Consider the following 20,838-nt stretch of genomic DNA (forward strand, 5'->3'; position numbering starts at 1 on the left):
GGCGAGACCTCCTTTTGGCTAAAATACATATACTTTATATATTGTATCATACGATATTTTGTTCGTGTTATAAAATTCAGAAATAGAAGACTTTGTGTTAGAAAGTGAGGGAGAAAATGGACGTTGTTAGAAGATTAGAACAAGCTGAATACTACGTAGACCTATTATTTAAAATGATTGATGAAGAAAAGTGTCCATTTTATTCTTTAATCATAAAGAAAAAAGCTCGTAAAAAAGATATTGAACGTATACTGAAACTTTGTGAAACATTGAACGAACAATATGTAGCGGAGAAAGCAGAAGGCCTTTTATTGTTCGATGCGCTGTTAGATCAATTTGAAAAAGCGCTTCCACATCAGCTCGAAGTAAACGAAACTGCGGAAGCGCTAGCAAAACAAGGTTTATTTAACCCACTTATGAATGAATTCTTACGCATGAGTGCGAAAAAATAAATAGATTATTTCTTAACTAACTTCTGATCGGATTCCGTAAAATTCTCCTCAATATCTTCTAATGATTTCTCAAAAATATCGATGAAGTCTTGTCCGTAAATATTGCGTAAGATAGCAATCAGCTCGATATTTTCTGGGAACTTCCCATAAAAATTACGAAGTGCAAGAGCCCCATTAAACACTGAATTACTTTCAGGGTCATACTCCTCCATTAAGCGAAGTAGTAATTCTTCCCCTTTATCTGTAATTTCAATGTACGTATTTCGTTTATCATCTTCTTTTTTCGAGAATACAAGATAGCCGCGTTCCTCAAGCTTTTTCGAGAAGTTAAACGCCGTTGATACGTGCATAACTCCAAACTTAGCAATCTCAGAAATAGAAGCCCCTTTTAAATGATAAGCGATTGTTAAAATATGATGCTCATTAATATTTAAATCGTAAGGCTTAATCCACATTTGCCAATCTTTCTCTACACATTTCCATAACGCTTTCGATAATTGAGCAATGCGTTGGCTGAAAATCATCGCTTCTTTTACCGAGTAATCTTTTTCTCCACTTTTCATTTACTCACCCACTTTAACATTCTTTTTCATTACTATCTATTATGCCAGTAAAATAAAAATTAATAAAGTCTTTTTGTGAGAATTGTGAAAATTTTTTAAAAAAATGACATTCTATACAAATCATGCATAACTATGGAAGCGGTTTATGAGTCGTGAGTACATGTGTTGTCCTTACATGTTAATGGCTAACATATATTGTAAATGCATAAAAACACGGCATATCTATGTGATATGCCGTGTTAAGGTCAATTTATATAAAAAATATTTGTTATATGCAAAAACTAAGCAGGAATTTGTTTACGCTTTTTCTGGAACAGCTTCTTGTAGTTTCTCAATTGACTTTTGAATGTCCAAAATTTCTTTTTCAATATGGCGCTTGTTTTGAGAAATATCTTGTTTCCAGTTAGAAAGCGTGTCTTGCATGTCGTCTTTTAATTCTTGAAACACTTCTTTACCTTCTGAAGCAGTTTCAACGATTTGACGCTTTAATAACTTTGTATCAGCTGTAATATCAGCTAAAGTCTTTTTAATATCATTTCCTTTTTCTTTTAACTTGCCGCGCATGGCTTTGCCAGAAGAAGGAGTAGAGAAAAGAACTGCTAATCCAGCAACTGCTCCGCCGCAAAGGACACCTGTAATAAAGGATTTAGCTTTTGACATAAAAAGAGACCTCCTTATTTTTCGTTCGTATTCATGATGTGAAATAGTATGCATATCTTTAAAACAAGAGAAAGAAAAGAGAACTTTTCCTTCTTGTAAGTGCGCTATGCACAGAAAAGTATACCCCGGTATATGGAGTGAAGAAACAAGCCTTGCAATATGTAATCACTTCGGGGAATCGGCTTGTTATGTATTACGTCTTCTTATAGTGTCACTATTTCACACTATTTGCAATTGTGCTTGCGATGTTTTGTAAATTTTCCATTGTATATTCATTTTGGTGTGATTTCCAAACGGCACCAAAACCATCGTTTTCACCGTAGCGTGGAATTAAATGAAGGTGGAAGTGGAACACAGTTTGTCCAGCTTTTTCACCGTTATTGTTAAGTAGGTTAAAGCCAACTGGATTAAACTCTGCTTTAATCGCATTTGCGATTTTTGGAACGACAGAAAAAATGTGTGATGCGATTTCTGGCGTTAACGCAAAAATGTCTTGTTTGTGAACTTTCGGAATAACAAGAGTATGTCCTTTTGTTACTTGACTAATATCTAAAAATGCAAGCACATGTTCATCTTCGTATACTTTTGAGCAAGGGATTTGCCCGTCAATGATTTTACAAAAAATACAATTGTCTGCTGTATGATTCATTGATCTCATCCTTTCAAATATCCTTAGCCGTATTTTACCATAATTACATAAGAGAACAAACACGAAAAACAGGAAGCTGAGTCAGCTTCCTGTTTTCTGAAGAGGGATTGAAAAAGCATTATCGTAATTTACGTTTCGCAGACACCCCATTTATTTAAGAAATGCATGGTAAATCGGCTAAAGTTTCTGCCGTAGACACCCCATTTTCAAGTGAAATGAATTGCAATCTTTTTAAAATGAAATTGTTTATTTTTTAAAACAGTATATGCTCTTTCGGAGACACCCCGTTTCGAAAATGAAACAAATGATCTGGTTATGTGTAAATTTCATTGTCCAACATGGACACCCCATTTCATGATGACTTCACTATGTTGTTATACTCATCAATTGGTGGTTGCTTTTTCAATGTGTTCCTTCTTCACTAATTATGATGTCCGCTTTCGGAAAAATATATGCTAACAAATTTAAATTTTTTTTGAACACATCGATACTATGTAGTACAGAGCAATTTTTGGTAAGATGAATATAGAATGAATACTAATGAAGAAAGTGGTGTCATATGAGCGAGTTATTGCGTGTAGAAAATGTTACAGGAGGATATACGAAACGACCTGTATTAAAAGACGTTTCGTTCTCTGTTAATAAAGGCGAACTTGTCGGCTTAATCGGTTTAAATGGGGCTGGTAAAAGTACGACGATTAAACATATTATCGGTTTAATGGAACCGAAAAAAGGAACTGTCACAATTAATGGGAAAACAATTCGTGATGATATGACAGCGTACCGTTCTAGCTTTTCATTCATTCCAGAAACACCGGTATTATATGATGAGCTAACGCTAGAAGAGCATTTGAAATTAACAGCGATGGCGTACGGTGTCGATGAAAAACAGTACGAAGAACGTGTAGGACAACTATTACAAGAATTTCGTATGAAAAATCGTTTAAAATGGTTTCCATCTCATTTCTCAAAAGGGATGAAACAAAAGGTAATGATTATGAGTGCATTTTTAGTGGAGCCATCTCTTTACATAGTAGACGAACCTTTCGTTGGACTGGATCCGTTAGCAATTCAATCTCTACTTCAAATGATGGATCAAATGAAAAAGAGCGGCGCAGGTATTTTAATGAGTACACATATTTTAGCGACGGCAGAGCGTTATTGTGATTCGTTCATTATTTTACATCAAGGCGAAGTAAGAGCGATGGGAACATTATCTGAACTGCAATCACAGTTTAATATGCCAGGTGCAACGTTAGATGATATTTATATTGCCTTAACAAAGGAAGAAGATTATGAATAGTACAGCATTATGGAAAGAACGATTTCGTCACTTTCTAAAAGAAGTTCGTACATATAGTAAATACGTATTTAACGATCATTTGAAATTTATTTTCGTGTTTATCATCGGTGCGGGAGCGTATTATTACCAACAATGGTTACAAACGTTAACACCTTCGTTTCCAACTGCGCTCGTGATGGCAGTGTTAATTGGACTAGTTTTAACAGCTGGATCAATGCAAACGTTATTAAAAGAAGCAGACCTTGTTTACTTACTGCCAGTTGAAGAGAAGCTAAAGCCTTACTTCACAAAGGCCTTTCTCTTTACGTTTATGATTCAGTTATACATAATCGCAATCGTAGCAGCTGCGCTTGCCCCGTTATACTTCCAGCAAATGAAGCAAACAGGAGCGGCTTACATATGGATTGTAATCGCGTTTGTCATTGTGAAAGCTTGGAATTTATTTATAGCGTGGGAAAAGTCCTTTTTAACAGATCAAAATGTACAAAAGGCGGATTGGTTCATACGTTTTATCTTAAACGGTTTATTTGTATATTTCCTTGTAGAACGTACTTCAGTTCTTTTTATTGGCGGAATTGTTCTATTCATGGTGTTATACCTTGCTATCATGCATCAAATGGTGAAAGGGAAGCCGCTGAACTGGGAGTATTTAATTTCTGAAGAAGGTAAAAAGATGATGTTACTGTACCGCATTGCGAATATGTTCGTTGATGTACCAGCATTAAAAGAGAGAGTATCCCGCAAGAAATGGCTTGATTTCATTCTTTCGATAATCGGCGAAAAGCGTACATATTTATACTTATATACGAGAACATTTTTAAGATCAGGTAACTATTTTGGATTATATGTGCGTTTGCTCGCTCTTGGAGGAGTTATTCTTTACTTCATTCCATTTTTATATGGACGATTCATCGTGAGTTTTATCTTCCTATACTTAATCGGCTATCAGCTATTAACTTTATGGAAACATCACCGCATGAAAATTTGGCTTGATTTGTATCCAGTAAAGGTAGATGAAAAGAAGAAAGATTTTCTTACTTTATTAAACGCGATTCTAATCATCGGGAGCGTAATCTTTACAGTTATATTTGCACTAGCAACGAAAGATTTCATGATGACAGGAATTTTACTTATCGTAAGCATATTATTTAGTATCGGTTTCGTTTACCAATACGGGGCGAAGCGCATTGAGCGTTTAAATTGAAAGGAATGAACCTATGATTACATATGAAGAGAAGGTTATAAAAGAATTGGAGCAGTGGAAAGCTACATTCATGAAAGATTCTTCTATGATGACACGGTTCTCCAAAAAAGTGCAGACGAAAGTACAACAGCTCATTCCGGCGAAAGTACAAAAGGTGTTAACAGAGACGATTCGTATGATGGTGCAAACGATCAGCGCCGGATCAAACTTTATAAAGCCGAAATTAAAAGAGACGACATGGTCACTGCAAAGACGTGACGATGAAGTACGCAAAAAAATGGATGAGTACAAAAAAATAGCGGCGGCGGAAGGAGCAGGGACTGGAGCTGGTGGTATTCTCCTTGGCCTTGCTGACTTTCCGCTTTTACTCGGCATTAAAATTAAATTTTTATTCGATGCAGCAACGTTGTACGGATTTGATACGAGTAACAAAGAAGAGCGCCTTTTTATCCTTCACGTTTTCCAACTCGCCTTTTCAAGTGATGATCATAGAAAAGAAATATGGAAAGCCATCGAAACGTGGGATACAGAAGAAGAAAATCATATGGACTGGGAAAAGTTCCAAACAGAGTACCGAGACTATATCGATTTAGCAAAAATGCTTCAGCTCGTACCGATAATCGGTGCCCCGGTCGGCGCATATGCGAACTATCAATTACTGCAAAGACTTGGAGAAGTGACGATGAATTGTTATCGTATGCGATTGTTGAATAGGGATTAAAAAGAAGGCGTCCTACATGTGTAATGTAGGACGCCTTTTCTTAGAAGCCAAGTCCACTATAGCTAGCTCCAACTATAATTAATACGATAAAGAGTACAATGATGAATGAAAATCCGCTTTTACCAGCTTGTCCAGCTTCACCGCCGCCAGTTCCGCCGCTACCGCCTCTACCACCAAGTCCCATATGAACATCCTCCTTATTGTTATATATTGCTTTTACTTTATGTTTTTCTACATTTACCAATAACCCCCTTCTAAAGCGCTAACTAACTTGAAAATCATTTCGTTTCATTTTATAATTTACTTACCGACCGGTAAGTAAAAACAAGTGAGGTACAGTATGACAAAGAATTTACAAACATCGCAGAACATTGTAGAGGCGTCATTTAAACTTATGGCAGAGCACGGTATTGAGAAAATGAGCCTTTCCATGATTGCGAAAGAGGTAGGTATTTCAAAACCGGCCATTTACTATCATTTTTCTTCTAAAGAAGCGTTAGTAGATTTTTTATTTGAAGAAATTTTTTCTGGGTATCATTTCTCTTCTTACTTCGATAAAGATCAATATACGAAAGAAAATTTTGCAAAAAAGTTAATTGCAGATGGTTTACATATGTTGTCTGAGTATGAAGGACAAGAAGGTATATTACGCGTCATAAATGAATTTATCGTAACTGCGGCGCGAAATGAGAAGTATCAGAAACGTTTATTTGAAATACAAAAAGAGTTTTTAAATGGATTTCATGATTTATTAAAGCAAGGTGTAGAACTTGGTATGGTGTCACAACATGCAACAGAAGAGAATGCTCATACGTTAGCGCTCGTTATCGATAATATGAGCAACTACATGCTCATGGGATTCCAGTTAAAGTATAAAGAAATTTGGATTCGAAATGTGAAAAACGTCATAAAGGAGGAATAAAAGTGAAAATGCAAAAAAACTGGTGGCTCGGTTTTCTTGGATTCATTGGAGTGTATAAAATTCCAGGTATGATAGAGGCTTTTCAGGCGGATGGAAGTTGGCTGAAGTTAATCGGTTTCATTTGGTTACTTTGGTTCGGATATTTTATTCCAGAGAAGAAAGATAATTAAATTTCAATTTTCTGTAAAGTTATGTAAAATATAGATTGAGAGTATTCATATATTAGATTACTAGATTTGGAGTGGTTACATGGATCCATTGAAAAATGAAATTCACCCTGACATGGTCAAGGTGTGGAAAACGCGTTCCTTAATTGAGTTAGGAATTAGTATTATCGTCATTTTGGCATATCTTTTCTTTATGATTAAGTTTAATTGGTGGGCTTGGATTTTTTATGTGCTCATCGGATTAACAATTGTATATACGCCGTTTGATTACTTTACATTCCCGAAATTGCGTCAACGTTACTATAGCTACCAACTAAATGAAGAAGAACTTGAAATTCAGCACGGTCTTTTCGTCGTAAAACGTGTATTAGTACCGATGATTCGTGTGCAGCACGTTACGATTGAACAAGGGCCAATTATGAGGAAATACGGATTAGCAGAATTACACATTTCAACAGCGGCGACTTCTCATAGTATCCCAGGCTTAACGATGTATGAGGCAGAAATGTTGAAAACGAAAATCGCAGAATTAGCGAAAGTGAGTGATGAGGATGTATAAGAGGCAGCATCCAATCACGATGTTATTAGAATTAAAAATAACAGATTTTATACCATTTATTATTTTTCTTTTTAGTTTAAAAGGAAAGTTTCCATTTTGGTATTTAGTTCCTATCGGTTTTGCGGTAATCACGATTGTTTCAGCTATCGTAGGCTGGTACTACAAAGTATATTGGGTCGAAAATAACGTATTACATATTAAAGAAGGGCTCTTTGTGAAGAAGGAGAGCTACTTAAATAAAGAACGTGTTCAAACAATTAATACAAGTTCAGGCATGCTGTACCAAGTGTTAGGACTAAAGAAAATTAAAATTGAAACAGCTGGCGGAGGAAATGAGCCGGAAGTTAGTTTAGCTGGTATTACGGTAGAAGAGGCAACAAAGCTTATTACAATGTTAAATGAGCCAACCTCGGTAGTAAAAGTAGAAGAAACATCAGAAGAAGTAGTACGAAAAGAAATTATTACAGAGGAAAAACAAACGACAGAGTACAAGTTAACGTGGAAAGAGATTTTAATAGCGTCTATTACATCTGGTCAATTTGGATTATTATTCTCTTTAATATTTTTCGTTTATAACCAAGTGGACGAGTACATTCCGAGATGGATCAAAAATAGCGTAGAGTCTTATGTTATGGATCATGATATATATGGCTGGATTTACATGGTAGCTATTTTACTTGTCGTTTCTTGGATTATATCTACAATTGGATATGCGTTAAAACATGGGGATTTCACAGTCAATCGAAAAAATGATGAAGTCCGTATTTCGCAAGGATTACTTGAGAAAAAAGAACTCGTATTAAAGTTACACCGCATTCAAGGTATTACGATAAAAGAAGGTATATTACGCCAACCATTCGGTTATTGTGCTGTGCAAGTAGAAGTCATTCAAAGTGAAGGAAAAGAAGAAAAAGTTACGCTACATCCTATCATTCGAAAAGATCGCGTGCAACAGTTACTCACCCATTTACAATTACCATACGAACTGAATACAAACATTATTTCATTACCAAAAGCAGCATTGCGTCGCTATCTCATTGATAGTTTCATCTTCTTCGCCATGCTAGCAATCCCGCTGACGGGAATCAGCATATACTTTGAAAAGTATTACATCATGTGGGCATTATTACCGCTCGCGATCCTCATCTTTACACTTGGATACGCAACATTTAAAACAAATGGTTACGGTGTAAACGGAGAACAAATTACAATTGTGTATCGTAGTATTGGAAAATATACAGGACTTGTCAGAAGAAGACACGTCCAATCAATGGAGAAGACACAATCATATTTCCAGCGCCGCGTAGACTTATGTACGTATAAGTTTTCTAGTGCATCATCGAATTATAAATTAGAGCATACGAGAGTAGAAGATGCAGAGAGAATGCAGGATTGGTATAAGAAGAGAATAAGTGAGGATTAGTTTAAAAAGGCTTGCCTAGTATGATAGGCAGGCTTTTTTTATAGAGAAATGAGTAGTTTGCAATTGAACTAAGTTTTCTTTAGTCCAATCCATATATGAGGACTACAGCGCACATAAATGAATATGTATCAGGAAAAAGGAAGTATACTTCTATTTCAGGGAAATTCGTGAAATATTTGATATAAATGGTATACTAATGTAGAAATAATATTAGGAGGCTATGTATGATAAGTCAGTTGAAAAGAGAAGCACTTGATGCATTAAAAGGAAAATGGGGATTAGCAGTAGGAGCAACCTTATTAATTGGAATTCTTATTGGAGCTGTGGAATTTCTAACCACAGGTATTTTCTCAATGTTTTGGGGTTGGGAAGAAGCAAGTGATTCGCTTACAGTAACTATTATTGCAATGCTTATTATCGGTCCGTTAACAACGGGTGCTTATTACCTAGTTTTAAATGTAATTCGTGGAACTAATGCTAGTATTGGTCATGTATTTAGATGGTTTAGCGATGGAAGTAAGTTTATGAAAGCATTTTTAACATATTTACTAATGTATGTATACGTAATTCTATGGACATTACTTCTTATTATTCCGGGTATTATTAAATCATTTTCTTATTCTATGACGTATTTTATTTTGAATGATCATCCAGAATATACAGCGAATCAAGCAATTACTGAAAGTCGCCGTATGATGAACGGACATAAAATGGATTACTTTTTACTATGCTTAAGTTTCCTTGGCTGGTTCATTTTAAGTATTCTTACTATCGGAATCGGTTTCTTATGGTTAGCACCTTACTTCTATTCGACATCGGCAGCGTTTTATAAAGAGATTTCAAAAGAATATTACAAAAAAGAAGGTACTACTTTCTAATAAAGTGAAACTTTAATCAGTGGGGGGGGTCTTCATCCCCACTGATTATTAGTTGAACTAATCGGGCGTTTACGGGCAGTTGATTCCTCACCTAACTTCTTTGCTTTCGCTAAATTTTGAGGTGGGGGTCTTACTGCCCGCAAATAGCGGGATAAAACATCTAAACTGAATATAGGGAGCAGATGGTTTAGATGTTTTGATATGTGTTCTGTTTTGGGATTCACTTCAGGATAAGGTATAGGTTTTTATATAGAAATTCTTCCCTCTATGATTTATCATAGAGGGTTATTTTTTTATGTGAAAATGATAGAAAATAGTGAATAATATATATGAAAGGAAAAAAGTGAGGTGAATGAGAGTGAGCAAATTTTTAATTCCGTATTCATTTTCTATATTAAGTTTCTTTATTTCAGCAACGGCACTTGATTTATATGATAGGATGGGAAAAAATAATGAGATGATTTCGCCGAACATACTTGGAAAGATAATTCAATCTATTTCGCAAATGGGAGTCCTTACATTGTATTTCGGAGTACCTATTATTTTAGGTGGATGTCTTCTTGGTGAGATATTGTTTAGAGGTATCATTTTACGATTTAAATTGAGCTATATTATATCTGTATTATTATATTTACTCTTAGCTTTTAGTATTGTTTTCATAACGGTAGGGATTCCAAATACATATGAAGATTCCAATATTTTTTTCATGGGGATAACTATGATTTGTGCTGTTACATTCTTTGTGGGTCGGGATATATGGGAGAAAAAACAAGTTAGTAATGGAGTGGGAACATGAAATACACTTGTCCGTGTTGTGGGTATAAAACAATAGAAGAAGAACCACCAGGTACATATGAAATTTGCAGTATATGTTATTGGGAAGATGATGAGGTTCAGTTTAACGATCCTGACTTTGAAGGCGGGGCAAATGAACCTTCGTTAAGACAAGCACAGAAAAATTTCATTACGTTCGGTGCTTGCGAGGAATGTTTTGTGAAATCAGTTAGAAAACCGACTAGTGAAGATGTGAAGGATGCTAGTTGGAAGCAAATTTGTTAAGTAGTTAATAAATAAAAAATGTTATTCCTCCATTCAACGGGAGGAATAACATTTTTTATTTAGTACTGAAAGAATTACAGTTGTCTAATAAGGTAAACTAATAAAGATGATAAAATAATAGGAAAAGCTAAACTAGTAAATCTTATTTATAGATATAGTAGAAATGAACATGAAAGTATAGATGTATAGTCAGCGTTGTGTATTTGATGTTATCATATTGAATGATATGGAAATTTTTAATAGTAGAAGCAACTAACATTTCAAAGGTAATGGAGCCTTTGCTGTATAAAGAAAATACTTAGTAGTACTCAACAATATTAAAAATAAGATACGTATTTATATAATTTTAGTAGAAATGGGGTTTTAAAAAGGAATGAGTACAAGCATAACACGGCAAAAAATTTTATCGGCTGCTTCTCACATTGTGCAATATAAAGGGGTTGCTAAATTAACCTTAGAAGCAGTGGCAAAAGAGGCGGGTGTAAGTAAAGGTGGATTGTTGTATCACTTTTCAAATAAAGAAGCTTTAATAGAAGGTATGATACTCAAAGGAACGGAGGAGTATCAAGACGCTATTTATAATAAAGTAGAGGAAGACTCAGAAAGGAAAGGAAGATGGGTTCGCTCTTTTGTAGAGGAAAGATTAAGTAATGAGAGAAGATCAGAAGCGCTGTCTAGTAGTATGATGGCAGCATTAATGCTAAAACCTGAATTACTTGAGCCGTTACAACAAGCATTTCACCAGTTTCAGAATAATATAGAAAATGATGAAATAGATTCAGTTTGTGCCACAATTATTAGATTAGCAGCAGATGGATTATGGTATTCGGAATGTTTAGGGATTGGAAGACTAAGCCCCGAGTTAAGAGAAAAAGTGATTCAAGCTCTTATTAATAATTCATATAAGTAGAATATACTAACTATATAATATATGATAATTCACCGTTGGTTATTTAATCCAGCGGTGAATTATTTTTTTTGTTAGAATAATAGAACAATTTTGTAGGGTGTTGAATTATAACCGTCCAGACGGTATAGTAATATTTGGTTTAAGAGGAAAATGAAACAAAAAAAGAATAAAAGATATTTTTAGCACACTATTCGAAAGGATAGGCCGCAAAGCTTAGAGTCTACGGTAACACATATTGGTTACTAAGATCGTCTGGTTGCACATTTTTGATGCAACCGGACGGTCTTTTTTTGTTATATAAATATAAAAAATAGGAGGGAACTATGCAAATGAAAAGTACTAAAAGGCATATTTCAATGGTTTCATTAGTTTTTCTAGTATTATTTTCAGTGCTGAATGTGTGGGCTCCAGTTATTCAAGCTGCTGTGATGAAAAGTCCAGTGGACGAAATTAATATTTCCCGTACTGATGGCACGACATCTGAACCGTATCAAGCCTCAGATGGTATGAAAGTAGAAGTGAAGTGGTCAGCTAAAGAAAAAATAAAAAGTGGAGATCAATTCACAATTGATATGCCAAAAGAGTTTCGAAAAGACCTTATGAATATGAGTTTTCCTTTAAAAGATGCTGAAGGAAAAACAGTTGGTACATGTGAGATGAAAAAGGGCCTATTAACATGTACTATGGGTGATTACGTAGAAGGAAAGAATAACATTAAAGGTTCTTTATTCGTAGAATTCTACTTTGGTCTAGAAGCATATGATGGTGTTCAAGAAATTCCATTAGAATTTAACGTTGATGGTCAAATCGTAAATAAAGAAGTAAATGTAAGTAATACGACAGAGAGACCGAAGCCACAGCCCAATACAGATAATCTATTGAAATGGGGTTCTTATAATCAAGAAGATCCGTCCATTGCTGATTGGCTTGTATATGTAAATGCAACTGGAACAGAAATGCAAGATCTTAAATTAACAGATACATTAGGACCTGGGCATGAGTTAATTACAGACAGCGTAGTATTAGAAGAGGCTGTATTTGAAGATGGTTATGCACCAACAAATATTAAGCCAGCAGATTTATCTAACATTAAAATAAATGCAACGAAGGCTGGATTTACAATTGAATTTCCAGACAGTTCCAAAGGCTATATTTTAAGATATAAAACAAAGGTTACAAATCCTGCTGCAAAGCCTCATAAAAATACAGTGAAATTAGAAGGCAAAAATATTAAAACTGAAGAAAAAGTAGGACAAGTATTCGTAAGTGGTGGGGGAGGATCCGGTTCAGGTGACGATAATCCACCTAGCATTGAAAAAAATATAGTTGATGAGATTGGTAAGCCTGTAGAACATCAGCAGTTAACGCAAATGGATCAACCTATTCAATATCAAGTTGGTACACATATACCGAAAGATCCGCCTAAGTACACATCTATGGTAATTAGTGATGATTTAGAAGATGTATTAGAAGTATTAGAGGCGAAAGTGTATGATCAAAATGGTCAAGATATTACTTCTAAAGGAACATTAAAGATAGATAAACAAAAAAGTGAAGTGACATTTACGTTCGGTGAGAACTTTGACTATAAATCATATGAAGACCAGATAATTAACTTGAATATTAAGGCGAAAATTAAAGCTAATGCAGACTTATCTTCTTACGTAGATAAGAAGATTCCTAATAAGGCAGAATTACATTTTGATGATAAGAAATTAACATCGAAAGAAGTAACTGTTACGCCGCCTGAAACTCCAAAAGACGGTACAGTATCAATTCATAAAATAGATGCTGAGGATTCGAATAAAGGGTTAAAAGGTGCCGAATTTGAAGTTCGAAATAGTGCAAATGAAGTTGTTGCAAAACTGAAAACGGACGAAAAAGGTTTTTCAGTACCTCAAACTTTAGCTCCTGGGACGTATAAAGTTTATGAAATAGTAGCACCAGAAGGATATCAAAAATTAAAAGATCCAGTAGAGGTTACACTTCAAGCTGGAGAAACAAAAACAATTGAAATTAAAAATACTATACAAAAGGGTCAAATTGAATTAAAGAAAATTGATTCGGAAAATGGTGAAAAGCCATTAGCAAATGCAGAGTTTGACATAGTAAAAGACGGTGTAGTAGTCGAACATATTGTTACAGATAAAGATGGTAAGGCAATTTCTAAACCGTTAGTACCAGGGAAATATATTTTAAAAGAAACGAAAGCACCAGAAGGATACCAATTAAAAGAAAAAGAGTTCGAAGTAAATGTAACAGGGGACGGCATATTCCCAATAACAGTAGAAAATGCAATGGTAGACAAAGGTAATGTAGAAATTACAAAAGTGGACAAAGAAAGCGGCGCAGTATTAGCGGGAGTCGAATTTGAAGTCCAAAATGAGAAAAGTGAAGTAGTAAGAAAAGTAACAACAGATAAAGATGGAAAAGCAAACGTTTCAGATCTATCAGTAGGAAAGTACAAATTAGTAGAGACGAAAAGCTTACCAGGTTACAAAAAGCTAACAGAACCAGTATCGTTCGAAATCAAAAAAGGTATGACAAAAGTTTTATCATTGAAAGTAGAGAACGAACTGTTAGATAAAGGTTCAGTAGAAATTACAAAAGTAGATAAAGATAGTCAAAAAGTATTAGAAGGCGTAGTCTTCGAAGTGCAAGATGAAAACGGTAAAGTAGTAACAGAAGTAAAAACAGACAAAGATGGTAAAGCAAAAATCTCTGATTTATCAATAGGAAAATACAAATTAGTAGAGACGAAAAGCTTACCAGGTTACAAAAAACTAACAGAGCCAGTATCATTCGAAATTACAAAAGGTATGACGACAGCCTTATCATTAAAAGTAGAGAATGAGCAGTTAGACAAAGGCTCAGTAGAAATTACAAAAGTAGATAAAGACAGTCAAAAAGCATTAAAAGGCGTAATCTTTGAAGTGCAAGATGAAGCTGGAACAGTAGTAAAGGAAGTAAAAACAGATAAAAATGGTAAAGCAAAAATCTCTGATTTATCAGTAGGAAAGTACAAATTAGTAGAGAAAGAAAGCTTACCAGGTTACAAACAATTAACAGAACCAGTATCGTTTGAAATCAAAAAAGGTATGACAGAAGTTCTATCATTAAAAATAGAAAATGAAATGGTAGATACGGGAAATGTCGAGATAACAAAGGTTGATAAAGATAATAAAGCACCATTAGCGGGAGTAATATTCATCGTCCAAGATGAAAAGGGTAATGAAGTTAAAAAAGTAACAACAGATAAAGCTGGAAAAGCAAATGTTTCAGATTTACCTGTAGGAAAGTATGACTTAGTAGAGGTAGAAAGTTTACCTGGTTATAAAAAGCTAGAAAAACCAATATCATTTGAAATTAAAAAAGGCATGACCGAAGTCCTATCATTAAAAGTAGAAAATGAAATGGTGGATACAGGGAATGTCGAGATAACAAAAATAGATAAAGATAGTAAAGCACCATTAGAAAATGTTGTATTTGAAGTACGTGATTCAAAAGGAAAAGTAGTTGCAAAAGTAAAAACGGATAAAGAAGGAAAAGCAAATGTTTCAGATTTATCCATTGGGAAGTATGAGTTGGTGGAAGTAGAGACACCAGCGGGATACAAACCACTTGAAAAACCAATTTCATTCGAAATTGAAAAGGGTAGAATAACAGCACTACAATTAACTGTCGAAAATGAATTAGTGGATACAGGAAATGTAGAAATTACAAAAGTAGACAAAGAAAATAAAGATGTTTTAGCTGATGCAGTATTTGAGATTCAAGATGAAGCAGGACAAGTAGTCGCTAAAATAACGACAGATAAAAAAGGACAAGCACAAGTTACTAATTTATCAGTTGGCACATACAAATTAGTAGAAGTAAAAGCACCAAAGGGATATAAACAATTAATAGATCCGATTACTTTCCAAATTGAAAAAGGTATGACGAAATCTCTTGTTTTAACAGTAGAAAATGAAATGTTAGACAAGGGTAACGTAGAAATTACAAAAGTAGATAAAGACAGTCAAAAAGTACTAGCAGGTGTAGTCTTCGAAGTACAAGATGAGCAAGGCAAAGTAGTAACAGGAGTAAAAACAGATAAAAATGGTAAAGCAAAAATCTCAGACTTATCTGTAGGAAAATACAAATTAGTAGAGAAAGAAAGCTTACCAGGTTACAAACAATTAACAGAACCAGTATCGTTTGAAATCAAAAAAGGTATGACGAAAGTTTTATCATTGAAAGTAGAGAACGAACTGTTAGATAAAGGTTCAGTAGAGATTACAAAAGTGGACAAAGAAAGTGGCGCAGTATTAGCGGGCGTAACATTCGAAGTGCAAGACGAAAAAGATAAAGTAGTAACAAAAGTAACGACAGATAAAGAAGGAAAAGCAAACGTTTCAGATTTATCAGTAGGGAAATATAAGCTAGTAGAGGTAGAAAGCTTACCAGGATATAAAAAACTAGCAAAACCAGTATCGTTTGAAATTAAAAAAGGTATGACAGAAGTTTTATCACTAAAAGTAGAGAACGAATTAGTAGATAAAGGTTCAGTAGAAATTATAAAAGTGGACAAAGATAGCCAGAATGCATTAGCAGGCGTAGTCTTTGAAATCCAAGATGAAGCAGGAAAAGTAGTAACGAAAGTAAAAACAGATAAAGAAGGAAAAGCGAAAATTTCAGATCTATCTGTAGGAAGTTACAAACTAGTAGAAGTAGAGAATTTACCAGGCTACAAAAAACTAACAGAGCCAGTATCATTCGAAATTACAAAAGGTATGACGACAGCCTTATCATTAAAAGTAGAGAATGAGCAGTTAGACAAAGGCTCAGTAGAAATTACAAAAGTAGATAAAGACAGTCAAAAAGCACTAGCAGGCGTAGTCTTCGAAGTACAAGATGAGCAAGGTAAAGTAGTAACCGAAATAACGACAGATAAAGAAGGAAAAGCAAAAATCTCAGACTTATCTGTAGGAAAGTACAAATTAGTAGAAAAAGCAGGCTTACCAGGTTACAAACAATTAACAGAACCAGTATCGTTTGAAATCAAAAAAGGTATGACAGAAGTTCTATCATTAAAAATAGAAAATGAAATGGTAGATACGGGAAATGTAGAAATCACAAAAATAGATAAAGATAATAAGGCGCCGTTAGCAGGTGTAGTCTTTGAAGTTCAAGACGAAAAAGGAAAAGTAGTAACGAAAGTAACGACAGATAAAGCTGGAAAAGCAACAGTTGCAGATTTATCAGTAGGAAAGTACAAGCTAGTAGAAGTAGAAAGTTTACCAGGCTACAAAAAATTAGAAAAGCCTGTACCATTTGAAATTAAAAAAGGTATGACAAAATCTTTAGCGTTCACTGTAGAAAATGAAATGGTAGATACGGGGAATGTAGAAATCACAAAAATAGATAAAGACAGTAAAGTACCATTAGAAAATGTTGTATTTGAAGTACGTGATTCAAAAGGAAAAGTAGTTGCGAAAGTAAAAACGGATAAAGAAGGAAAAGCAAACATTTCAGATTTATCTATTGGAAAGTATGAGTTAGTAGAAGTAGAAACACCAGTAGGATACAAGCCACTTGAAAAACCAATTTCATTCGAAATTGAAAAAGGTAGAGTTACAGCATTACAATTGACTGTCGAAAATGAATTAGTGGATGTAGGGAATGTAGAAATTACAAAAGTAGACAAAGAAACGAAAGATGCTTTAGCTGATGCAGTATTTGAGATTCAAGATGCAGCAGGACAAGTAGTCGCTAAAATAACGACAGATAAAAAAGGACAAGCACAAGTTACTAATTTATCAGTTGGCACATACAAGCTAGTAGAAGTAAAAGCACCAAAAGGATATAAGCAATTGGTAGATCCGATTACTTTCCAAATTGAAAAAGGTATGACGAAATCTCTTGCTTTAACAGTAGAAAATGAAATGTTAGACAAGGGTAACGTAGAAATTACAAAAGTAGATAAAGATAGCCAAAAAGTATTAGAAGGCGTAGTCTTCGAAGTACAAGATGAGCAAGGCAAAGTAGTAACCGAAGTAACGACAGATAAAGCTGGAAAAGCAATAATTTCAGATTTATCAGTAGGAAAGTATAAATTAGTAGAAAAAGCAAGCTTACCAGGTTACAAACAATTAACAGAACCAGTATCGTTTGAAATCCAAAAAGGTATGACGAAAGTCTTATCATTGAAAGTAGAGAATGAGCAGTTAGACAAAGGTTCAGTGGACATTACAAAAATGGCTGCTGAAAGCAAGGAAGTATTAGCAGGAGCTGTGTTTGAAGTTCATGATGAAAAGGGCAAAGTAGTAGCGAAAGTAACGACAGATAAAGCTGGAAAAGCAAAAATCTCAGATCTATCTGTAGGTAACTACACACTTGTAGAAGTAGAAGCACCAAAAGGATATGAAAAATTAACTAATCCAATTCCATTTGAAATTACAAAAGGAATGATAAGTTCGGTTCAATTAGAAGTGTTAAACAAATTGAGTCATTTAGCACCACCAGGTCCAGAAAAGCCTGAAACAACAGATCCAGAAAAACCGGAAACAACAGATCCAGAAAAACCGGAAACAACGGATCCAGAAAAACCGGAAACAACAGACCCAGAAAAACCGGAAACAACAGATCCAGAGAAGCCTGGAACACCAAATCCAGAAAAACCTGAAAAAGAATTACCGAAGACAGGACAGAAAATGCCTGTGGAACCATATATGGGAGCATTTCTTGTAATGATGAGTTTTGGATTACTCGTATTAGGTAGAAAACAGCAGAGATAATAAAAGTGAAAAGGTATCCTTCAAGTATTTGAGGATACCTTTTTTATTTTATTTGGCATAAAAAAAGCATCTAGCAAAAGTACTAGATGCAAATAAAAATACAAGGGAAGATAAATGTCCTCACGTTTTCATAGTGTTTTGTTGAAAAAAGGGCTATCTATGTAATTAATTTTAACGCGTAAGGAAAGAAGTTTCTTTCCTTACATGTTTGAAGGGGGATAGTCCAACGGTAGGTGGGGAAAATAATGTAAAAAAAACTATTGTATGTTTAAAAACGTTATGTTACATTTGTGTTACAGATAAGTTACAAAACGTAACTTTTGTTACGTTTTGTTTTCTTATGTTTTCGATAGATTACGAGTTGTAGTTCGTATTTCCAATCAACTGAGAATATTTAAAGTTGAAGAAATAACAAACTATAAACTAAAAATGGTTTTTCTATGTGTATGAGAGTGTGTAGTAAAGATTTTGAGTGGGAGCTTTATCCGCATTATTAAAATTCCTTTCGGTCTTAAAAGAAGAAGACTACCAACTATTTAGGAGTTTTAAGTAATGATAGTAAATGAAATGTACTTCCTTTCCCGCACACAATGTAGTACATATTTTACTGTTAGTCTAAGTACTACACAGACTTTTATACATATGATGTTATTGTTTTAGGAGTATATAGGGGGAGAGAAAATGAGAAAGTTATTAACGGTAATTGGACTTACATTTTTAATGTTGGCTGGATGTAGTAATGGGAACTTTGAAAAAGCAATGGATGAGGGAAAGACTGCACTAACGAATAAAGAATATAAAACAGCCTTATCGTCATTTGAACGAGCGCTAGATGAGAAAAAAGATGATTCAGATGTAAAAGTACTTGTAGAACAAACGAAGGCAATGATTGAAGCAGTGAAGTTAAAAGAGGAAACAAAGGTAGAAGAGTCAGTCAAGTCATTTGAAAAAGTAGAGAGCGTGAAGAATGGAAGTAATACGCTGATAAAACAAGCGAAGGAAGAACGGACAGCATTACTAGCCATTTTAGAACAAAAAAAGAAATATAGCGAGCAACTGACGAAAAGTGAAGATTTCATAAGTAAGAAAAATTATGCAGAAGCGAAAGAGATATTAGATAAGCTAGTTTCCGAAACGAAAGGTAACAAGAACTTTGAAGAATATAATAAAAAAGCTGTAGGATTAGTTACTAAAATTGGTGAAGAGGAAAAAACTGCAAAGAGTGAAACAGCAGCAGCGAAGGCACAAAAAACAGATGCAGGAACGAGTCAAAAAGTGGAGCCTGAAAAGAATCAAAAGGTAGCAACAGAAAAGAACCAAAAAACAGAGACAGAGAAGAATCAAAAGGTAGAGACAGGAAAGAATCAAGATGCATTTACTTTTGAGAAAGCTAAAGAATATATTAAAAATGAATATAAAGAAGAATATGATTACACGCTAGAGAATACGCAAGTAGAAAATGGAAAGAAATATTATCAAATAAGAGTGCGTACGACATATAAAATAGAAGGTGCAGCTGGATCAGGATTTACTGGTGTATTCAAAGTATTCGAAGATGGTACAATTGTTGAAGTGCACTAGATTGATGAAAAGAATATGATACAAAACAGTAATCTGTCAAAAATAGAGATAATAAAAAGGTATCCTTCAAGTACGAGGATACCTTTTTACATTTTAAATCGTTCTTTATGACTAATCTTTAATTATTAATCCGAGTAATGTTGCAAACTGAATAGCTTGATATGATGATACTTTACATCCTCTTAGATTGTTCACTGAAACGGTAAGTGTATCAAAATTAGAAGAACTAATATCTATTCCCTTCAGTGATGTTTGATCAAAATTTGCTTCGTCAAGGCTACATGAATTGAATTCAACTTTTTTTAGTTTACAGTCAAAAAAATCTGCATTATTTAATGAAGTTTCATTAAATATGATCTTTTCTAGTTTAGAATTTCCAAGTGAAGCTAAATTCAAAATTGAATTTTCAAATGTAACATTTCCTAAGCTAGATTCCGTAAAATTAACGCCAATTAATTTACTGTTTTTAAATTCGACTCTGTGAACAGAAGAGTTGCTTAAATTAACATTTGATAAATCGCAGTTCTCAAAACAAACATCTGTAATATCAATATTGCTAAAGTCTGTATTGGTAAACTTACAATTTTTTATCACTGCATTATATAAACGCACTCTATCTACAGATTCATTTTCAAAAGTGGAATCGATGATTTCACACATTTCTAATGTTGAATCTTCTTCATAAAAAATATCGTGAAAATTCTTTAAAGATAACTCTGGCGAAATTTTTGGTCTATCAATTTTCATATTATATCCTTCTTTCATTGAATTAGTTAGCTAGAAAAAATGTATCATCTATTTTAACCTCTTTTTTAAATAAATTCGATGATTGTAATGGCACCTAGTAACTTTTCTAAGACTGCTAAGTTGATTTTTAAACTCACTTATTTATAATCTTTTCTTTTAAGGTTTCCATATTTTACACGACCCATTTTTTATTATCCTTCCACTAACTTTAACGATAAAATAATAACGTCTCCCTTTAGAGGAGAGTCAAGAATAAGGGGGCAA

19 protein-coding genes and 1 riboswitch are annotated in these 20,838 nt (G+C 34.1%); of the genes, 14 read left to right on the plus strand and 5 right to left on the minus strand.

Going from position 1 to position 20,838, the window contains the following annotated elements:
- Positions 1 to 116 precede the first annotated feature (116 nt).
- Positions 117 to 452, plus strand: a complete 336-nt coding sequence (locus ACS2MN_RS06590) for a DUF1878 family protein (RefSeq protein ID WP_000383648.1) — start codon at positions 117 to 119, stop codon at positions 450 to 452.
- 5 nt (positions 453 to 457) lie between these two features.
- Here ACS2MN_RS06590 and ACS2MN_RS06595 read toward each other — a convergent pair whose 3' ends face one another.
- The 3 genes from ACS2MN_RS06595 to ACS2MN_RS06605 form a co-directional block, all read right to left on the minus strand.
- The gene (locus tag ACS2MN_RS06595; protein WP_000834919.1) at positions 458 to 1,015 is read right to left on the minus strand and encodes an HTH-type transcriptional regulator Hpr; all 558 of its coding nucleotides are present in this window, start codon (positions 1,013 to 1,015) and stop codon (positions 458 to 460) included.
- A 297-nt stretch (positions 1,016 to 1,312) separates the two neighbouring features.
- Entirely contained in the window at positions 1,313 to 1,675 is a 363-nt protein-coding gene (locus ACS2MN_RS06600; protein ID WP_000030306.1) for a YtxH domain-containing protein, read from the minus strand.
- A gap of 214 nt (positions 1,676 to 1,889) precedes the next feature.
- Positions 1,890 to 2,324: an HIT family protein gene (locus tag ACS2MN_RS06605; protein ID WP_001016840.1), complete on the minus strand. Its 435-nt coding sequence runs from the start codon at positions 2,322 to 2,324 to the stop codon at positions 1,890 to 1,892.
- 559 nt (positions 2,325 to 2,883) lie between these two features.
- Between ACS2MN_RS06605 and ecsA the strand changes: the two genes are divergently transcribed.
- The 3 genes from ecsA to ecsC are packed head-to-tail and all read left to right on the plus strand — an operon-like array spanning position 2,884 to position 5,552.
- Positions 2,884 to 3,627: an ABC transporter ATP-binding protein EcsA gene (gene ecsA, locus ACS2MN_RS06610; RefSeq protein ID WP_001292604.1), complete on the plus strand. Its 744-nt coding sequence runs from the start codon at positions 2,884 to 2,886 to the stop codon at positions 3,625 to 3,627.
- Complete coding sequence (gene ecsB / locus ACS2MN_RS06615) at positions 3,620 to 4,831, plus strand: ABC transporter permease EcsB (protein ID WP_001089113.1); 1,212 nt, start codon at positions 3,620 to 3,622, stop codon at positions 4,829 to 4,831. The genes ecsA and ecsB overlap by 8 nt, the downstream gene beginning before the upstream one ends.
- Before the next feature lie 13 nt (positions 4,832 to 4,844).
- Positions 4,845 to 5,552: an ecs operon protein EcsC gene (ecsC, locus tag ACS2MN_RS06620; protein WP_000634139.1), complete on the plus strand. Its 708-nt coding sequence runs from the start codon at positions 4,845 to 4,847 to the stop codon at positions 5,550 to 5,552.
- 40 nt (positions 5,553 to 5,592) lie between these two features.
- Here ecsC and ACS2MN_RS06625 read toward each other — a convergent pair whose 3' ends face one another.
- Positions 5,593 to 5,736, minus strand: a complete 144-nt coding sequence (locus tag ACS2MN_RS06625) for a YjcZ family sporulation protein (RefSeq protein ID WP_080595660.1) — start codon at positions 5,734 to 5,736, stop codon at positions 5,593 to 5,595.
- A gap of 156 nt (positions 5,737 to 5,892) precedes the next feature.
- On the opposite strand from ACS2MN_RS06625, the gene ACS2MN_RS06630 reads away from it, so the two are divergent.
- The 10 genes from ACS2MN_RS06630 (at position 5,893) to ACS2MN_RS06675 (ending at position 19,827) form a co-directional block, all read left to right on the plus strand.
- A complete protein-coding gene (locus ACS2MN_RS06630; protein WP_000164843.1) occupies positions 5,893 to 6,474 on the plus strand; it encodes a TetR/AcrR family transcriptional regulator in 582 nt (193 codons plus the stop codon).
- 2 nt (positions 6,475 to 6,476) lie between these two features.
- Positions 6,477 to 6,644 carry a hypothetical protein gene (locus tag ACS2MN_RS06635; protein WP_000783814.1) on the plus strand — a complete coding sequence of 56 codons (168 nt, stop codon included), beginning with the start codon at positions 6,477 to 6,479 and terminating at the stop codon, positions 6,642 to 6,644.
- Between the two features lie 79 nt (positions 6,645 to 6,723).
- Entirely contained in the window at positions 6,724 to 7,200 is a 477-nt protein-coding gene (locus ACS2MN_RS06640) for a PH domain-containing protein (protein WP_000371349.1), read from the plus strand.
- Complete coding sequence (locus ACS2MN_RS06645; protein WP_000278185.1) at positions 7,193 to 8,623, plus strand: PH domain-containing protein; 1,431 nt, start codon at positions 7,193 to 7,195, stop codon at positions 8,621 to 8,623. The genes ACS2MN_RS06640 and ACS2MN_RS06645 overlap by 8 nt, the downstream gene beginning before the upstream one ends.
- 224 nt (positions 8,624 to 8,847) lie before the next feature.
- Entirely contained in the window at positions 8,848 to 9,501 is a 654-nt protein-coding gene (locus ACS2MN_RS06650; RefSeq protein WP_346994076.1) for a DUF975 family protein, read from the plus strand.
- Between the two features lie 352 nt (positions 9,502 to 9,853).
- Positions 9,854 to 10,297 carry a hypothetical protein gene (locus ACS2MN_RS06655; RefSeq protein ID WP_002038107.1) on the plus strand — a complete coding sequence of 148 codons (444 nt, stop codon included), beginning with the start codon at positions 9,854 to 9,856 and terminating at the stop codon, positions 10,295 to 10,297.
- Positions 10,294 to 10,560 carry a CPCC family cysteine-rich protein gene (locus ACS2MN_RS06660; protein ID WP_000877823.1) on the plus strand — a complete coding sequence of 89 codons (267 nt, stop codon included), beginning with the start codon at positions 10,294 to 10,296 and terminating at the stop codon, positions 10,558 to 10,560. The genes ACS2MN_RS06655 and ACS2MN_RS06660 overlap by 4 nt, the downstream gene beginning before the upstream one ends.
- 373 nt (positions 10,561 to 10,933) lie before the next feature.
- Entirely contained in the window at positions 10,934 to 11,470 is a 537-nt protein-coding gene (locus ACS2MN_RS06665) for a TetR/AcrR family transcriptional regulator (protein ID WP_000107852.1), read from the plus strand.
- Between the two features lie 171 nt (positions 11,471 to 11,641).
- A riboswitch (cyclic di-GMP riboswitch) is annotated at positions 11,642 to 11,734 on the plus strand.
- A 59-nt stretch (positions 11,735 to 11,793) separates the two neighbouring features.
- Positions 11,794 to 18,246, plus strand: a complete 6,453-nt coding sequence (locus ACS2MN_RS06670) for a SpaA isopeptide-forming pilin-related protein (protein ID WP_346994077.1) — start codon at positions 11,794 to 11,796, stop codon at positions 18,244 to 18,246.
- 681 nt (positions 18,247 to 18,927) lie between these two features.
- Positions 18,928 to 19,827, plus strand: a complete 900-nt coding sequence (locus tag ACS2MN_RS06675; protein ID WP_346994078.1) for a hypothetical protein — start codon at positions 18,928 to 18,930, stop codon at positions 19,825 to 19,827.
- 111 nt (positions 19,828 to 19,938) lie between these two features.
- Here the strand turns inward: ACS2MN_RS06675 and ACS2MN_RS06680 are convergent, their stop codons facing one another.
- Positions 19,939 to 20,574, minus strand: a complete 636-nt coding sequence (locus tag ACS2MN_RS06680; RefSeq protein WP_000687251.1) for a pentapeptide repeat-containing protein — start codon at positions 20,572 to 20,574, stop codon at positions 19,939 to 19,941.
- Positions 20,575 to 20,838: the final 264 nt, after the last annotated feature.

It is taken from the genome of Bacillus cereus group sp. BceL062, assembly GCF_051780025.1.
In the GTDB taxonomy this organism is placed as follows: Bacteria; Bacillota; Bacilli; order Bacillales; family Bacillaceae_G; genus Bacillus_A; species Bacillus_A toyonensis.

Bases quoted from the DNA above. Each gene is read 5' to 3' on its own strand.
- ACS2MN_RS06590 (WP_000383648.1), top strand. From the start codon at position 117: ATGGACGTTGTTAGAAGATTAGAACAAGCTGAATACTACGTAGACCTA.
- ACS2MN_RS06595 (WP_000834919.1), bottom strand. From the start codon at position 1,015: ATGAAAAGTGGAGAAAAAGATTACTCGGTAAAAGAAGCGATGATTTTC.
- ACS2MN_RS06600 (WP_000030306.1), bottom strand. From the start codon at position 1,675: ATGTCAAAAGCTAAATCCTTTATTACAGGTGTCCTTTGCGGCGGAGCA.
- ACS2MN_RS06605 (WP_001016840.1), bottom strand. From the start codon at position 2,324: ATGAATCATACAGCAGACAATTGTATTTTTTGTAAAATCATTGACGGG.
- ecsA (WP_001292604.1), top strand. From the start codon at position 2,884: ATGAGCGAGTTATTGCGTGTAGAAAATGTTACAGGAGGATATACGAAA.
- ecsB (WP_001089113.1), top strand. From the start codon at position 3,620: ATGAATAGTACAGCATTATGGAAAGAACGATTTCGTCACTTTCTAAAA.
- ecsC (WP_000634139.1), top strand. From the start codon at position 4,845: ATGATTACATATGAAGAGAAGGTTATAAAAGAATTGGAGCAGTGGAAA.
- ACS2MN_RS06625 (WP_080595660.1), bottom strand. From the start codon at position 5,736: ATGGGACTTGGTGGTAGAGGCGGTAGCGGCGGAACTGGCGGCGGTGAA.
- ACS2MN_RS06630 (WP_000164843.1), top strand. From the start codon at position 5,893: ATGACAAAGAATTTACAAACATCGCAGAACATTGTAGAGGCGTCATTT.
- ACS2MN_RS06640 (WP_000371349.1), top strand. From the start codon at position 6,724: ATGGATCCATTGAAAAATGAAATTCACCCTGACATGGTCAAGGTGTGG.
- ACS2MN_RS06645 (WP_000278185.1), top strand. From the start codon at position 7,193: ATGTATAAGAGGCAGCATCCAATCACGATGTTATTAGAATTAAAAATA.
- ACS2MN_RS06650 (WP_346994076.1), top strand. From the start codon at position 8,848: ATGATAAGTCAGTTGAAAAGAGAAGCACTTGATGCATTAAAAGGAAAA.
- ACS2MN_RS06655 (WP_002038107.1), top strand. From the start codon at position 9,854: ATGAGAGTGAGCAAATTTTTAATTCCGTATTCATTTTCTATATTAAGT.
- ACS2MN_RS06660 (WP_000877823.1), top strand. From the start codon at position 10,294: ATGAAATACACTTGTCCGTGTTGTGGGTATAAAACAATAGAAGAAGAA.
- ACS2MN_RS06665 (WP_000107852.1), top strand. From the start codon at position 10,934: ATGAGTACAAGCATAACACGGCAAAAAATTTTATCGGCTGCTTCTCAC.
- ACS2MN_RS06670 (WP_346994077.1), top strand. From the start codon at position 11,794: ATGCAAATGAAAAGTACTAAAAGGCATATTTCAATGGTTTCATTAGTT.
- ACS2MN_RS06675 (WP_346994078.1), top strand. From the start codon at position 18,928: ATGAGAAAGTTATTAACGGTAATTGGACTTACATTTTTAATGTTGGCT.
- ACS2MN_RS06680 (WP_000687251.1), bottom strand. From the start codon at position 20,574: ATGAAAATTGATAGACCAAAAATTTCGCCAGAGTTATCTTTAAAGAAT.